We start from the raw sequence: 15000 nt of genomic DNA, 5'->3' as shown, positions 1-15000 counted from the left end.
GTTTCCGAACGGTCATAAGAAACAAATAGCGCTTGGCAATAATTTATTTACTGAGGTTGATATGTTTTAAGGATGTCTTCACCGTATAGCCATATGCCCCATTGATTTGAGTATGGGTGTACTTGGTTTGTTTTTTTTCCGGATGCTTGTACTAACGGACGTTGCTCGTTAGCCCAGGCAAAAAGTCCGCCCCAAAGATTATAGACATTGGTAAAGCCATTTTGCAGCAGTTTTTCGCCAATGCGCTCGCTGCGGTAACCTATGGAGCAGTAAAGAATTATAGTTTGGTTTTTAGGGGTACTGGCTAATAAAGAAGCATAAGTTTCAAAATCGTTGTTGTATCCGGCAAATATAGCGTTGGGTAGGTGACTAACGTTGTACTCGGTAATTTCGCGGGTATCGAGCAATAAAAAACAAGATGAACTTTCCGTTTGCTGTTGTTGCGTAGTTGCTAATTGTTGCGTACTAATTGTAGGCACTGTATTTTTATATAATGCTGTCAGCATGGCATTATAACTTGCTTGCCCGGCTATGGTTTGTTGTCCACAGGCTTTGGTGCAGCCAAATATCAATAATAATAAAGCAAAAAAAACACCGCTATATAATGGTAGGCCGAGCGAGGGTTTTGAGCACAAATTTAAAAGCATCCGGAAGTTTTTTTGAGTAGGGTAAAGGTTGAGTGGTTTAACAAAGTAATTGTATTTTTGTTCGACTTGATAAAATAAGTTCAAGCAAGGTAGCGTTACGCAAAACAAGGCAAAAAATTATAAAAAAACAACCATCTGACAATTTATCTGCTAAAAAGATGTCGTTATAGTTAATTAATCAATTAATGCTAAATTTGCCGCCATTATTTAAAAACTAACTCCCGTGCAAACAATTACATAAATGAATACTAACAACAGCAACACTGCAACTGTTAAACCCGTTGAAACCAAGCAGCAGGTAAAGCAGTTCATTAAAATGGCGTTCGATATTTATGCTAACGATCCAAACTGGGTTGCCCCACTCAATATGGATATTGCCAAACGCTTAGACCCCAAACAAGAACCATTTTACCAAAACGCCGACCTTCAAATGTTTATGGCCTATAACCAAAACAACAAAATTGTAGGCCGTATTGCCGCCATTGACAATAAATTATTTAATCAAATTCATGCCAATGCCAATATGGGCTTCTGGGGTTTTTTTGAGTGCGAAAACAACCAAACTACTGCCAACGCATTATTCGAGGCCGCTGCCCAATGGCTTAAACCGCGTGGCTTAAACCGGGTACAAGGGCCGGCCAGCCCATCGAGCAACCACGAGTATGGCCTGCTTACCGAGGGTTTTGACGACCCACCCCGCTTGATGATGACCTATAACCCACCTTATTACCGCGACCTAATTTTAAACTACGGTTTTGAAAGGGCTAAAGGGTTAGTGGCCTTTAAACTCGACCAAAAAACATTGCTGTCCAACGAAAAATTTGTGCGTGTAGCTGCCATTGCCCAACAACGCTCAAAAGTAACAGTTCGTAAAATAAATATGCGACATTTGGCCGATGAGTTAAAAATTTTTAAACATATATACAACAACGCATGGGAGCATAATTGGGGCTTTATACCTTTTACCGACCCCGAATTAGACGCTATGGCCAAAGACTTAAAAATGCTAATTGCCGACGACTTAGTGCTTTTTGCCGAAATTGACGGGCAACCAATAGGTTTTGCCTTGGCTATACCCGACTATAATTTGATTTTTAAAAGTTTTAAGGGCAATTTATTTCCATTTAACTTTTTTAAATTGTTTACCCAAAAAAAACGCATTAACTGGGCAAGGGTAATGGTGCTTGGCCTGCTACCGCAATACCAAGGGCGCGGTATTGATAGCGTTTTGTACCACGAGTTGATACTTAGAGCCCGAAAAATGGGCATTGATTACGCCGAAGCAAGTTGGATTTTAGAAGATAATTTACCCATGATGCGCGCCGCCGAAAATGTACTAAATGGCATCCCGTATAAAAAATACGAAGTCTATGAAAAAGATATTTAACCCCGTTGCGGTAACTTTTAACGCAACAAAACTTTGTTTGTTTTGTTATTTTGTGGCAAGATGCTAATTGAAGGATTTCACATTATTTAACCAACAAATTTGTTTTAATTGCAGTAATTTTACATCCGGATATAAATAAAACTATTCAATTTGCTCTCCGGATAAAAAAATAATTCTTGATTTTAATTTTTAGCATGTCATTTTTTAATAAACTTTCCTTGGGGCTAAAATACATAGCCTTCCTTGCAGCTACTATTTTGCTGTTAATGGCACAATCTGATACCGCTTTTGCCCAATCGAAAAAGAAAGATAAAGGTAAAAATAAAGATAAAACTACCACCTCTACAAAAGCAGAAACAAACAACCCCAATCACGAAAAAATTGAAAAATTACTGTTTGACGGCATCTTGGCCAAAACTAAAGACAATTTTACCGGCGCAATAGACGCTTACAAAGAATGTTTAAAAATTGACCCTACAAACGATGTAGCCATGTACGAATTGGCACGGCTATATTACGAAGGCAATAATAGCGACCAAGCCCTTGCCTTTGCCAAAGATGCCGCAAATTTGGCACCCGACAATAAATGGTATCAATATTTATATGCTGAGGTTTTAGCACTTGGCGGTAAATTTAATGATGCTGCCGAAGTGTATAAACGCCTGATTACTAAAAATCCGGATGGTTATGATTACTATTTCGACTTGGCGTATATGTACCTTCAGGCGGGTAATTTTGATGCAGCCCTTACAACTTACGACGCTTTAGAAAACAAAATGGGGTTTATGCCCGAAATTGCCCTCGAAAAAGCCAAACTATACCGACACCTCAAAAGATTTGAAAAAGCAATTACCGAATTAGATAAACTAATTGCCTTTAATCCTGCCGATGCCACCAATTATAAACTATTGGCCGATATTTACGAAACTCAGGGAAACGCCAAAAAAGTAGAAGAAACCTATACCCTAATGGCTAAAAATGCCCCCACCGACCCCCAAAGCAGGTTGGTAATGGCACAATTTTACCTGCGCAAAGGCGATTTCGACAAATATATTGCCGAACTTGAACCGGCCTTCGCCGACCCCGCAGTTAGCTTAGATGCCAAAGCGGGTATATTGGTAGCACATATTCAAGCATCAAACACCCCCGATATACAACAAAAAAAAATAAGCGCTTTGGCCGAGCGACTGCTTAAAGCGCACTCGCAATCGGCGTTGGCATTTGCCATTAATGGCGAGTTGGCATACGTTTATGGCGATACAAAAAAAGCATTAAATTATTATCAAAAAGCACTTGATTTAGACAGCAACCAACCCGCCGCGTGGATTCATGTGCTTGAAATTCAATTTGAAATAGAAGATTATCCCGGATTGGTTGAAACCAGCCAAAAAATGATAGAGGTTTTTCCCAATCAGGTGCAACCCTATTTTTACAAAGGATTAGCGTAAATGCGATTAAAAAATTACGAAAAATCTATTAAATCGCTAAAACAAGGTGCGTTAATGAGCGCTGCCGATAAAGACATGTCTATTCGGCTTTACTCGTTAATGGGCGAGGCCTACCATTATTTACAAAACAGCGAAAAATCGAACGAAAATTTTGAAAAAGCCCTTTCGATAGACCCTAACCAAGCCAATACCCTTAATAATTTTAGCTATTTCTTGTCGTTGCGTAGCGAAACCTTAGACAAGGCCGCCCAAATGGCTGCCAAAGCCAACGAATTAGTACCTAACCAACCATCGTACCAAGACACCTACGCTTGGGTACTGTATAAGCAAGGCAAATTTACAGACGCAAAAAAATGGCTCGACAAAGCCCTTGCCAACGAAACCGCTAAAACTAATGCCACTATTTTAGAACATTATGGCGATGTGTTGTTTAAACTAAACGAAGTAAATAACGCTTTAACCTACTGGCAAAAAGCTAAAGAGAAAGGTAGCAACAACAGCAAAATTGACCAAAAAATTGCCGACAAAAAACTGTACGAATAGCAATCAGTATTTTGTTTTTAATAGCTTCAATTCTGGCAAATCAGTTGCCCCAACACGCACAAAACCTACCGCAAAACAAAACTGCTGACGCTGCAAGAGTTTGTTTTCTGCCCCTGCTTCGTAGAGATATTTCGTAGCATTATGCTGTTCTTGTTTTTTCGTTCACTAAAGATAAAAGTAGGAAACGCTGCTATACCTTATTTTTAGCATATTCTCCAAATTTAGCTGTGTAATTTAATTAAAGTGAGCTATTTTTAGCTTTAAAGATGGTGGGGTATGGAATTCAAAAATATTTGTTCAAAATATTGTAAAAATATCCGGATGAAAATTAAAAAAATTCTTCTAAATCTATTGTAAGTCAATTAAAAATTGTATCTTCGCACACCCAAACAAAAACTAATACGCTTTCATAAACCCCATTTACGAACGTATAAAATACTACTGTACGCACGCTATTTATCCATTAAACTATGGTGGCAACAACCGCAAACAACCGATTGCAGCAAGCTTTATCGGCCTATTTTGGCTTTGATAGCTTTAAAGGAGAACAAGAAAAAATTATAAAAAGTATTTTAGCCGGGCAAGATACCTTGGTTATCATGCCAACGGGTGCCGGAAAATCATTGTGTTACCAATTGCCCGCGCTACTGCTCGATGGTATGGCCATTATTATATCGCCGCTAATTGCCCTGATGAAAAATCAAGTGGACATGATGCGCGGCTTTAGCTCAACAGACGACATAGCCCACTTTTTAAACTCATCGTTAAAACGCGCACAAATTAAGCAAGTTAAAAACGATTTGTTAAGCGGTGGCACCAAAATGTTGTACGTTGCCCCCGAAACCCTAACCAAACCCGAAACTATTGAGTTTTTACGACTCCTAAATCCCTCGTTTGTTGCCGTTGACGAAGCACACTGTATCTCGGAATGGGGCCACGACTTTAGGCCCGAATACCGCCGGATAAGGGAAATGGTGGACCAAATTAGCCCTCAACTGCCTTTAATGGCACTTACAGCTACCGCAACACCCAAAGTTCAAACAGATATTATTAAAAACCTTCGCCTGCGCGAACCCAATATTTTTATTTCGTCGTTTAACCGCCCAAACTTATATTACGAGGTGCGCCCCAAAGGCGAGCGCGAAGATGTTATCAAACAAATAGTACAATTTGTACATCATAACCCCCGAAAATCGGGCATTATTTACTGCCTCAACCGCTCAAGCACCGAAGAAATTGCCGAGCGATTAGAAGCAAACAATATTAAAGCCTTTGCTTACCATGCTGGTTTAGATGCTGTTACCCGCTCAGAACGGCAAGATGCGTTTTTATCGGAAGACGTTCAGGTAATAGTGGCTACCATCGCTTTTGGTATGGGTATTGATAAACCCGATGTGCGCTTTGTAATCCATTTTGATATGCCCAAAAGCCTTGAAAACTATTACCAGGAAACAGGCCGTGCAGGCCGCGACGGCCTTGAAGGTCGTTGTGTGGGCTTTTTTAACCACGCCGATATGCTGCGCTTAGAGAAGTTTATGCGCGACAAATCGTTTGCCGAACGCGAAATTAACTCCTTACATATTGCCGAAGTTACCTCGTATAGCGAAACCGGAAGCTGTAAACGTCGTTTTCTGTTGCACTATTTTGGCGAAGTTTACGAACAAAAAAACTGCGGCTGCTGCGATAATTGCTTACACCCGCGCCCTACACAAGAGGTCAAAGAGTATATGCACCTGTTTTTAAAAGGGCTGCAAGCAATGGAGCACTCCTTTAAAATAAAATATGTTTTAGACTTTTTAATAGGCAACAAAACCCAGGATATTCTAAGCTATAAACACGAAAAATTGCCCCAGTTTGGCAAAGGAACTGATAAAGATAAAAACTTTTGGTACACCATTTTTACCCACGCTCTGCTAAGCCAATACATCCGGAAAGACATTGAAGAATACGGCCAAATAAAACTGCTTGAAGCCGGAATTAACTATATTGAAAACCCCTCCTCTATCCAAATTCCGCTTAACTATGGCTACCATAACCTCGACAGCCCCTCTGGAGGAGGCAACCCCGATGCCGAGGCTAGTAAAGGCAGCGCCTTAGACCCTACTTTGCTGCGAATGCTTGAAGACCTACGCCATAAAGTAGCTAAATTAAATAGCGTTCCACCTTATACCGTTTTTCAAGACCGGTCGTTGAAAGAAATGGCTACTTATTACCCCATTACTAAACCCGAACTTGAAAAGATATATGGCGTAAGCCCCGGAAAAGCCGACCGCTATGGAAAAGAATTTCTTGCCGCCATTGCCAAATATGCCGAAGAAAACGATGTTGAACGCATTACCGAATTAGTTGTTAAATCTGTTGCAACAAAATCAAAGGACAAATTGTATATCATTGATAAAATAGACCGAAAAGCCTCGCTTGACACCATTGCCAATCACGTTGATTTGAAATTTTTAGAACTATTAGACGAAATTGAAAAAATATTAGACCAAGGAACAAAGCTAAATATTAAATATTACATAGATACGTTTTTAGACGAAGAACAACAAGATGAAATATTTGACTGTTTTATGGAAGCCCAAACTGATGATATTAATGCCATTTACAAAGAATTGGATGGAACATATAACGAAGAGGAATTGAGGTTAATGCGTATTCGATTTTTATCGGAAGTAGGACATTAAAAACTATAAATATAAAATTGGCAACTTATACTCTAAGTTTAGGTTAAAAGTATCTATCGCCTATTCTTTCCGGATAGATGAAAAACTGACTTCAAATATCAGTTTGATCTTCTAAAAACGCTATCTAATAAAAATAAACCAACGCCTCACGCATGCCTGTTCAGTTTGTTGGGTTGGGTGCTGCCAAAGCTGGCACCACTTGGCTGGCCGATAATTTGCGCAAACATCCGGCAGTTTTTATTCCCAAAATAAAAGAAGTTCATTATTTTAATCCGTTTATGCCTTGGTCGCCCAAAGTGGCCAATCATAGAAGGTTAAACCCTGTAAACTGGTACGAGGAATTTTTTAAACCTGCACTTCCGGACCAATTATGTGGCGAGTTTTCGGTTATGTACCTGCATCAGCCCGGTGTGCCACAAGCCATACACCAATATAATCCGGATGCTAAACTAATTATTATGCTGCGCGAACCCGTCTCGCGCGAGTTTTCGCTGTATAAATATTATTTACAATACGGCGTTCTTACCAGCCCTTCTTTTGAACATGCCCTTGAAAACCACCCTGAATTATTCTATACCTCAAAATATGCCGACTATTTAAACGACTGGTATCAATTTTTTGAGCCCCGGCAAATACTTATTTTATGGTATGACGACGTGCGCAGCCATCCGGAAAAAGTATGGGATGCCACTTTGGCTCATTTAGGCTTATCGTATTACTACCCAAACGACCTCACAAAGCAATCAAATATTACCGGCAGCTCTAAATTTGCATTTGTTAATAGGTTTGTAGCTGGCTCGCAAGCGTTTATCCATAAAAATGGGCTGCAAAAAATATTGCCGTTATTGCACAAAACAGGCATTGTGCGCTTGGCCGAACTAATAGCCAAAAAAAATATTAGCACCCAAAAAAAAGGCCAAACTGCGCCTTTGCCGCAAACCGCCGCTGCCCTTTATCAATACTATGCGCATGACATAGCTCAGTTAGAACAAATAACCGGCAGAGACCTGTCAGCATGGAAAAAACATGAGCAAAAATAATACCGACAACACTACCGCTGCCAATACAAATAATAACCAAGAAGAAGAACAACAACAACTGCATAAAAAAAATAATACCAAAAAGATTGTTGCCCTGCAAACCGCTTGGAGTTTTGCAGCCAAAGGTGCAGCCTTTTTGGGGTTTTATGCTGCCAATTTAAGTATTGCTGCCTACTTGCTTCCAAATGGTTTTGGTTTATGGAGTTGGTTATGGTCATGGATTACTGTTGCATTGTGTTTATCGTATGGAGGAATTAATTTGGCTACCCAGCATTTTATTGCCGGATTGAACGCAAAAACTCAAACAGAACAACTTAAAAATACCTTATTGGCATCGTTGCAAATAAGATTAAAATTTAGTGCAGTTAGCACAGTTTTATTACTGCTGATAATGTGGGGCTTGGGGTTTTTAAATTATAAAAATAGTCAATACGATTGGCAACAGTTAGCAGCGCCGGCAGCAGTAATATTATTTTTTGGCGGGGTGTTAGAGTGGGCAAAAAATATTTTGGCAGCCTTGCATAAATTGTTTGGTGTCTTTATTATTACAAGTATTGAGTTTGGGGCGAAATGGGCTTTGGCGTGGTGGGCTTTAAACAATACCCCCCCCGATACTTATTTGGTTGCATTACTTTGGGCTTTTGCTATAGCAGTGGGTTTGGCAGCAATAACAAGTGTATTTTTTTGGCTCCGGATGTGCTTTTTTACCAACCATCTGCCCCAGAAGCGCAATACAAACGATACACGTAATGAGTTTAAAGCGCTAGAAAAGAAATTACACAACTATAGTTTGCCGCTTTTTATAATTAGTGTTGGTTTTTTATTGTTTACCGAAGCCGATATTATTTTACTTGGTTTTTTTCATCCGCCCGATATAGTTGGCCAATACAATGCGGCTAAACTTTTGCTTATGCCGTTGCCACAAATAAGCCAAGCCTTAGCTATGGGAAGTTTGCCTTTGTTTGGAAGCATTAATGCTGCGCAGCCAAAATGGTGGTTAAAAAAAGTATTTTTGCGTTTATGTTTAATTAACGCCTTCTTATTTGGTTTTATTACGGTAATTGTTTGGTTGTTTGCACCTTTTATAATGAGCTATTTGTACCCGTTAAGCAATATAGGGCAAGGCGTGTGGGTATTGCGAATTTTGGTTTTATATGTCTTGGCTGCCTCATTTGCAGTCGTGCTTAATGGTATTTTAGATTACAGAGGGAAAGCTACACAACGGTCGTATAATATGTTGGCATCGTTGGCATTATTAGCCCTGTTTGGCACTTTGGGTGCTTGGTATTGGCAAGGTATTGGTGTTGCCTTGGCCGTAGTTTTGGCCTATATTCCGTATGTATTGCGCAACTATTGGTTAGTTAAAACCGAGCTGAACTAAATTAAGGAAAAGTTAAAAGAAGCAATAGATTACCCTCCGGATGTTTTAGTTTGTAGTGTTAAATTTTTAGCTCCTTAACCCATTGTAAAAATAATTTTAAAGCTTCTTGTTTTGGCGCATCAAAAGCGTACGATATATTTTGTTGCAAATAAGTTTTTATGTCGAAGTTCAGAGGGTAAATTGTGTTAAATTGCTCGGCTACTTCCGGAATTAAAGTTAAGCCCAAAGCAAAAGCTTTGTTTAATGCTTGCTCAATGTGCTTAGGCAATGGCTTTAAACTTGCCCAAACAGCAAATACAAAGGGTAAATTTGTAAACTGCTGCCATGCTGTAGCCAAATCATAAACAAAAGGATAAACCGCATCGAGACCAATTGCACGGTCGCCAATAATTACCCCGGCGGTATCGCCTTTAATCTCTGATTCAAATCCGGGTTGAGCCGGTAAAAATTCCGGATAAAATTGCCAATATTTTCGCATCAGTATTTGAACTAATCGCACCGATGTCGCCGAATGATAATCGAGCAGTATTGTTTTAATTTGTGGTAACGGGCAATAGCTGTATAAACACACTGTTTTTACAGGTCCGGATGCGCCAAGGCAATAATTAGTTACTATATGCGGGTTGTTTAACTGCGGTAAAATGCCGGCGGGTACTAAAGCTAAATCAACCTCGTTATTACAAAGCCGCTCGGCTGTTTTTGAAGGTATTTCGAGTGTTATATTAAATAAATGGGCAATGCCTGCCCGCTCAATACCCAGCAAAAAGGGCTTGGTATTTAGGTACGATACCGCCGAAACACTAATCATGATGGCACAAAAATACGAGTAATTTTTAAAGGTTATGAGGTTGCTACTTTATAAAGTGCGAAACCATACTCCTTAAATTTATTTGCCAGCAGGTTTAAGATATTAAAGCTTAACAAAAGTATCTTAACGGCTCATAAGCTCTAAAATATTAATTCCCAACTCATCCATTCGGGTAGCCGTATTGCTTAACACAATTACACCAATTTTGCGGTCGGGAATAAATGCGATATAATTGCTATAACCAGCAGTGCGTCCACTATGGGTAATAATAGGCGGTGTGGTTTTTCGTCCGTCGTCTAAAACATACCATCCCTCGGCTACCCAAACATGTGGCATTGCTGTTAGGTAGTGTGGTTTTAGGGTAGTTTGCAATGCCTTATTAACGTGGCTATTATTATTGCTTGCCGGCATATAGGCTTGTATAAACTGCATAAGGTCGTTAAGGCACGAGCGTGCGGCCTCGGCACCTACCACCGTACCGTAAAAAAAAGGTGGTTGTTGTTTGCCTGTAAACGAAAATCCGGGTGCTAACTGCCCTGTTTGCTCAAGGTTAAGGTTGGGGTTTACAAAGGTAAATTGCATGGCAAAAGGTTGCAGTAAGTATTGTTTTAGCAGTTCGTTGTAAGTTTGCCCTGTGGCATTTTGCAGTAGTTGCCCCAACAAGCCAATGCCTAAATGTGAGTACTTGAATTGGTTTGCAGGTTGGTTTTTTCTCCGTTTATTTTTGTACCATTTATTGTCGTTAGCAGTGTTTTTTGAGGGGGTATAGGTTTTTAAATAAGCATATAAGTCGGTTAGGGTATAGTTTTCGTAGGCGTTATTTGGGTTGGTAAGTGTTTGTGCAATATTGCCCGGCTCTTTGGGTAGCCCCGATGTGTGCGTAGCTAATTGTAGTAGGGTAATATTTTTCAAGGCGGGGTTGGCAGCAACCGAGTCGGGTAGGTATTGGGTAATCGTATCGGTTTTTTGTAGTACGCCGGCGGCCTCTAATTGCGCCAACAAGGCGGTGGTAATTATTTTGCTTAGCGAGCCTATATGAAACACGGTATTACCATTGGCAGGTGTATGGTGTGTGGGTAAAATTTGACCGTAAAAATATTGATAATGGCAGGTGTCGTCAATAATGCCAACAGCTATTGCCTGGGTGTATTTGTCTTTGCAGTAGTCGGTTACAATGCGGTCAATAAGGGGTTTTAGCACTTCTGAAGATTGTGCTTTTAACGACTGGGGGTTTAAGGTAAACCATCCGGATAAAAGCAGCATAATATTAAACCCTCCGGATAATATAAACCGTTGTAGTAAGCCTTTAATTTTCATCCGGATAAAATAAAATGGAGCACAAACAAAACCTGCCATGAATAATAATAGAAGGAGGGCATCGTCAAACTGAAAAAATCGCCTCCTGTTGTATTTATTGTTCAGATTAGCACAAATTTAATGCCTAAATAAACATATTTTACGCAGTTATTGTTTTTGCCAAAGGCTTAATCGAAGGTCGTCAATAAAAACAAGGCCGCCGCCAATATTCCAACCGTAAAGTTTTAGTTCATCGGTTGGTTGTAATACTGGCAATTTAACATAAAATTGAACATTTTGCCATAGGCCGGTTTTGCCGGGGTTATAAAATACCTGCCGCGTATTGCTTATTTTGTTTTGCAGCCTAATGCCTTGCCAAACTATATTTTTTTGATTGCGCAGTAATTCAAAAACGACCATACTCATTTTGTATATACTATGCTCTTTTTGAGGCAAATAAACCTGACAGTTAATTTTAACGTAATAAGTTTGTTTGTTGTCATTACCTGCAATTGAGTTTATATCGAGCAAATTTTTTAAGGTATCGGCAATACCTTTTGAAAAAGGCGTTTGTGGGCTTAGAACGGCAAATTTTTCTCCGGATATTGCTTTTACTGTGTCGGTAATAGCGGGTGGAACATCGGGTGTTTCAAAATCAACAGTGGCTATGTTTTTTACAAATTTCAGTTGGGTAGAGTCGGGCTGAAAACGGCCTGTATCGAAGGCAATTAAGTCGTTATTGCTTAGTTTTGTTTTGCCCAACGATGCCCAAAAAAATGCCGGATTGGAGGCTTCGGTAAATTGAAGGTCTAAATAAAACTGGTAGGTGGTAAACAAGTTTAGCCATAAGCAAAGCACCCAAAAAGCAAGTAAGGGCCAACGCCAAAAGGGTAATTTTATGCCTTTTTGTAAGGTTAAAGCTAAGGGAATGGCTAAAAGGGCGTAAATATCTATCATTGGGCGCGAGCCAAAACCGTTTATGTATTGCCAGCACCACCAACTATAATTTGCGTAAACCGTTATCGGAAAAATAACTAATAAAGGCCCTAAAAAACCATTCTTTTGCCTATACATATACCAGGCACCCCAAGCAGCAATTAAAAAAATGGGAGTATATACTAACCATCCGTTGCCAAAAGCAAAAAGGCCATTCAATATTTGTGGTTTTAAAAAGTTAAAACCCTGTTGCCCATAGCTATAAAAAAGCCATTTTCCGGTATAGGCTTTCCATAGGCATAACTGCGGAGTCCACACTATAAAAGCAACAAATATGGCTAAAACAACCAAGCTCCAATTTTGCAGCGCCCAAATAAACCTATTTTTAAGCGATTGCCAATTTGTAACACCATATAATACAGGTACAAAAATAGCCACCGCCTCTGTTGGCCTAATTAATGCAATAAAACCTACACATACCCCCACTAAAACTGCATATTTATACGAAAAACTTTGGTAAAGCCTTGGTGTTGCGTAAAGCAGCCACGCCCAAAGGGTAAACAAATAACCATGTGCCATAGCGGCATTGTAGGTAGCAAAGTAAAACAAATTAGTAACAAACGCTATGCTAAGTATGCTCCATAAAGCAATATTATGCCCAACAAGCGGTTTTAGCACCCAAAACAAAGCCCACAAACCCAATAAAATATAAAAAATATTAGCCAAATACATGGCCAGTAAGTATGGCGCTGAAAACCCGTCGGCAGTAAACCCGCCCAAATGAGCAATAGCGTGGCCAACTGCAAAAAATGGCAAGTTTAGCATTGCAACCCCCATCGTATATTGTATTACCTGATTGCCGTTTATGTACGTGGTATTCCCATAATCAATTGGCTCGTTGGTATGTAAATTAGGGTGTGCTTGGTAACCATCAATACGACTTAACCCTGCGTGGTGCGTTTGTTTTAAATTGTTTAAATCGTTATGGATAAAATACGCGGGTAAATAAACATAGTAACCCAACGCATCACTGGGTTGTAGCATGTTTAGCCGCCATCGGTCAAAATAAATAGCAGCGCAAATAAAAACAATGGCAATAAGAGCTAAAACGCTAAACAGCGCTTGTCGTTGATTAAGGAAATTAAAAGACATAACTTGTATAGCTTAAATTATTGCTTGTTCTTACCTTCGCAATAAACGGCACAAAAATACTTTGTTTAGGCTAAACTAAGGAGTTTATTATTAAGGGCGTTTTTTTTACCATGTTGAAAAAAATTTTTAGCACCCAAGCAGCCTTTTTATACTTAATTTTGTTCTTTAATAATAACAATATAACTAAACAACCATGAATCCACAGATTTCCGGAAAAACCCGCACCAAAATTATTGCCACTTTAGGCCCTTCATCCGACTCTTTAGAAAATATAAAGGCACTAATCATGTCGGGTGTTGATGTTTTTAGGCTTAACTTCTCGCATGGCGACCACAATTACCACGACCAGCTAATTGACAGGATTTTACAAGCCAACAACGATTTAAACACCCACGTTGCCATACTTGCCGATTTGCAAGGCCCCAAAATTCGATTGGGCAAATTAGAGGGCGATAAACCTTTTGAAATTTTTGCCCAAGACAAAATTACGCTCACCACAATAGAGCAACTTAGTACACCCAAAATATTGTATTGCACGTACGAGGCTTTGGCAAATGACGTAGGCACAGGTGACACGATAAAAATTGACGATGGTAAAATTGAATTAAAAGTGCTTAAAACCGATGGCCGCACGACTGTAGAAACCGAAGTAGTGTTTGGCGGTATTATTAAAGCTAACAAAGGTGTTAATCTTCCGGATTCGGCACTTAGCACCTCGTGCTTTACCGAAAAAGATAATGCCGACATTGAATTTATTTTAACAAAACCCGTTAACTGGATTGCGCTTTCGTTTGTACGGTCAGCCGAAGATATTAGCAAACTCAAAGGCATCATACAGTTTAAAAATCATCCGGCAAGGGTTATAGCCAAAATGGAGCGCCCCGAGGCTATTAAAAATGCCGACGCCATTATCGAAAAAACCGATGCCGTAATGATTGCCCGCGGCGACCTTGGCGTTGAGCTACCCATAGAACAAGTGCCTATTTTGCAAAAAGAATTGGTGCGCAAATGCCTAAAAGCCGCTAAACCTGTAATTATTGCCACCCAAATGATGGAAAGCATGATTGACAACCCCTCGCCCACGCGCGCCGAAGTAAACGACGTAGCCAATGCCGTTTTTGATGGTGCCGATGCCTTAATGTTGAGTGGCGAAACAGCTATGGGCAAGCACCCCGTTAGGGTTATTGACCATTTTGTTCGCATAATTCAAGAAATTGAAATGAATCCAAGTAAAGTTATTTACGGCAAGTTTAACGAACCCGAACGCGATGGCAATGATTATTATTTTGCCGATGTTGTGTGTTATAATGCTGCAAAAATTGCGCAACAATTAGGTGCCCGCTGCATTATAGGCATGACCCATTCGGGCTACACTGCCTTTAAAATATCGAGTTTTAGACCCGAAGCACATACCTATATTTTTACACCTAACCGGGATTTGCTAAATGCCGTTAGCCTTGTTTGGGGTGTAACTGCTTTTTATTACAACCGAGATGAAGGAACTGACAGCACTGTTCTTGATGTGCATCAAGTTTTGCGTGACAACGATTTAATTCGTCGCAACGATTTAGTGATAAATACCCTAAGTATGCCCCTAAGTGAAAAGGGTAAAACCAATACCGTTAAAATTACCGAAATCAGATAGAAAGGCGGCAATCGTTTATTTCAGATTGCCGGA

11 protein-coding genes are annotated in these 15000 nt (G+C 39.8%); 7 read left to right on the top strand and 4 right to left on the bottom strand.

Going from position 1 to position 15000, the window contains the following annotated elements; genetic code table 11:
- Positions 1-47 precede the first annotated feature (47 nt).
- Positions 48-731, bottom strand: coding sequence for a rhodanese-like domain-containing protein (locus tag IPI59_07505; GenBank protein ID MBK7527380.1), 684 nt, complete (start codon positions 729-731; stop codon positions 48-50).
- A gap of 283 nt (positions 732-1014) precedes the next feature.
- On the opposite strand from IPI59_07505, the gene IPI59_07500 reads away from it, so the two are divergent.
- The 6 genes from IPI59_07500 to IPI59_07475 all read left to right on the top strand — a co-directional run bounded on the left by IPI59_07500 (position 1015) and on the right by IPI59_07475 (position 9130).
- Complete coding sequence (locus tag IPI59_07500) at positions 1015-2034, top strand: GNAT family N-acetyltransferase (protein ID MBK7527379.1); 1020 nt, start codon at positions 1015-1017, stop codon at positions 2032-2034.
- Between the two features lie 194 nt (positions 2035-2228).
- A complete protein-coding gene (locus IPI59_07495) occupies positions 2229-3482 on the top strand; it encodes a tetratricopeptide repeat protein (GenBank protein MBK7527378.1) in 1254 nt (417 codons plus the stop codon).
- Positions 3483-4025, top strand: coding sequence for a hypothetical protein (locus IPI59_07490; protein MBK7527377.1), 543 nt, complete (start codon positions 3483-3485; stop codon positions 4023-4025).
- Positions 4026-4495: 470 nt separating this feature from the next.
- Positions 4496-6709 (top strand): RecQ family ATP-dependent DNA helicase, encoded by a 2214-nt coding sequence (locus IPI59_07485; protein ID MBK7527376.1) that lies wholly within the window; start codon positions 4496-4498, stop codon positions 6707-6709.
- A gap of 152 nt (positions 6710-6861) precedes the next feature.
- Complete coding sequence (locus IPI59_07480; protein ID MBK7527375.1) at positions 6862-7749, top strand: sulfotransferase; 888 nt, start codon at positions 6862-6864, stop codon at positions 7747-7749.
- On the top strand, positions 7736-9130 hold the full coding sequence (locus tag IPI59_07475; protein MBK7527374.1) for an oligosaccharide flippase family protein: 1395 nt from the start codon (positions 7736-7738) through the stop codon (positions 9128-9130). The genes IPI59_07480 and IPI59_07475 overlap by 14 nt, the downstream gene beginning before the upstream one ends.
- A gap of 58 nt (positions 9131-9188) precedes the next feature.
- Here the strand turns inward: IPI59_07475 and IPI59_07470 are convergent, their stop codons facing one another.
- The 3 genes from IPI59_07470 to IPI59_07460 form a co-directional block, all read right to left on the bottom strand.
- Complete coding sequence (locus IPI59_07470) at positions 9189-9938, bottom strand: menaquinone biosynthesis protein (GenBank protein MBK7527373.1); 750 nt, start codon at positions 9936-9938, stop codon at positions 9189-9191.
- A gap of 123 nt (positions 9939-10061) precedes the next feature.
- On the bottom strand, positions 10062-11294 hold the full coding sequence (locus IPI59_07465) for a serine hydrolase (protein MBK7527372.1): 1233 nt from the start codon (positions 11292-11294) through the stop codon (positions 10062-10064).
- 108 nt (positions 11295-11402) lie between these two features.
- Entirely contained in the window at positions 11403-13322 is a 1920-nt protein-coding gene (locus IPI59_07460; protein ID MBK7527371.1) for a glycosyltransferase family 39 protein, read from the bottom strand.
- 193 nt (positions 13323-13515) lie between these two features.
- Here IPI59_07460 and pyk point away from each other — a divergent pair, with 193 nt between their 5' ends.
- Positions 13516-14967 (top strand): pyruvate kinase, encoded by a 1452-nt coding sequence (gene pyk / locus IPI59_07455; protein MBK7527370.1) that lies wholly within the window; start codon positions 13516-13518, stop codon positions 14965-14967.
- Positions 14968-15000: the final 33 nt, after the last annotated feature.

The sequence above is a fragment of the Sphingobacteriales bacterium genome (genome assembly GCA_016706405.1).
Lineage (GTDB): Bacteria > Bacteroidota > Bacteroidia > Chitinophagales > UBA2359 > BJ6.
Note: the sequence above shows the minus strand (reverse complement) of the source record. Positions and strands in the feature narration are given on the sequence as shown.

What these genes read in the sequence shown, in the direction of transcription:
- IPI59_07460 (MBK7527371.1), bottom strand. Translation starts at nt 13,322, where the DNA reads ATGTCTTTTAATTTCCTTAATCAACGACAAGCGCTGTTTAGCGTTTTA.
- IPI59_07490 (MBK7527377.1), top strand. Translation starts at nt 3,483, where the DNA reads ATGCGATTAAAAAATTACGAAAAATCTATTAAATCGCTAAAACAAGGT.
- IPI59_07470 (MBK7527373.1), bottom strand. Translation starts at nt 9,938, where the DNA reads ATGATTAGTGTTTCGGCGGTATCGTACCTAAATACCAAGCCCTTTTTG.
- IPI59_07495 (MBK7527378.1), top strand. Translation starts at nt 2,229, where the DNA reads ATGTCATTTTTTAATAAACTTTCCTTGGGGCTAAAATACATAGCCTTC.
- IPI59_07465 (MBK7527372.1), bottom strand. Translation starts at nt 11,294, where the DNA reads ATGGCAGGTTTTGTTTGTGCTCCATTTTATTTTATCCGGATGAAAATT.
- IPI59_07485 (MBK7527376.1), top strand. Translation starts at nt 4,496, where the DNA reads ATGGTGGCAACAACCGCAAACAACCGATTGCAGCAAGCTTTATCGGCC.
- IPI59_07480 (MBK7527375.1), top strand. Translation starts at nt 6,862, where the DNA reads ATGCCTGTTCAGTTTGTTGGGTTGGGTGCTGCCAAAGCTGGCACCACT.
- IPI59_07475 (MBK7527374.1), top strand. Translation starts at nt 7,736, where the DNA reads ATGAGCAAAAATAATACCGACAACACTACCGCTGCCAATACAAATAAT.
- pyk (MBK7527370.1), top strand. Translation starts at nt 13,516, where the DNA reads ATGAATCCACAGATTTCCGGAAAAACCCGCACCAAAATTATTGCCACT.
- IPI59_07500 (MBK7527379.1), top strand. Translation starts at nt 1,015, where the DNA reads ATGGATATTGCCAAACGCTTAGACCCCAAACAAGAACCATTTTACCAA.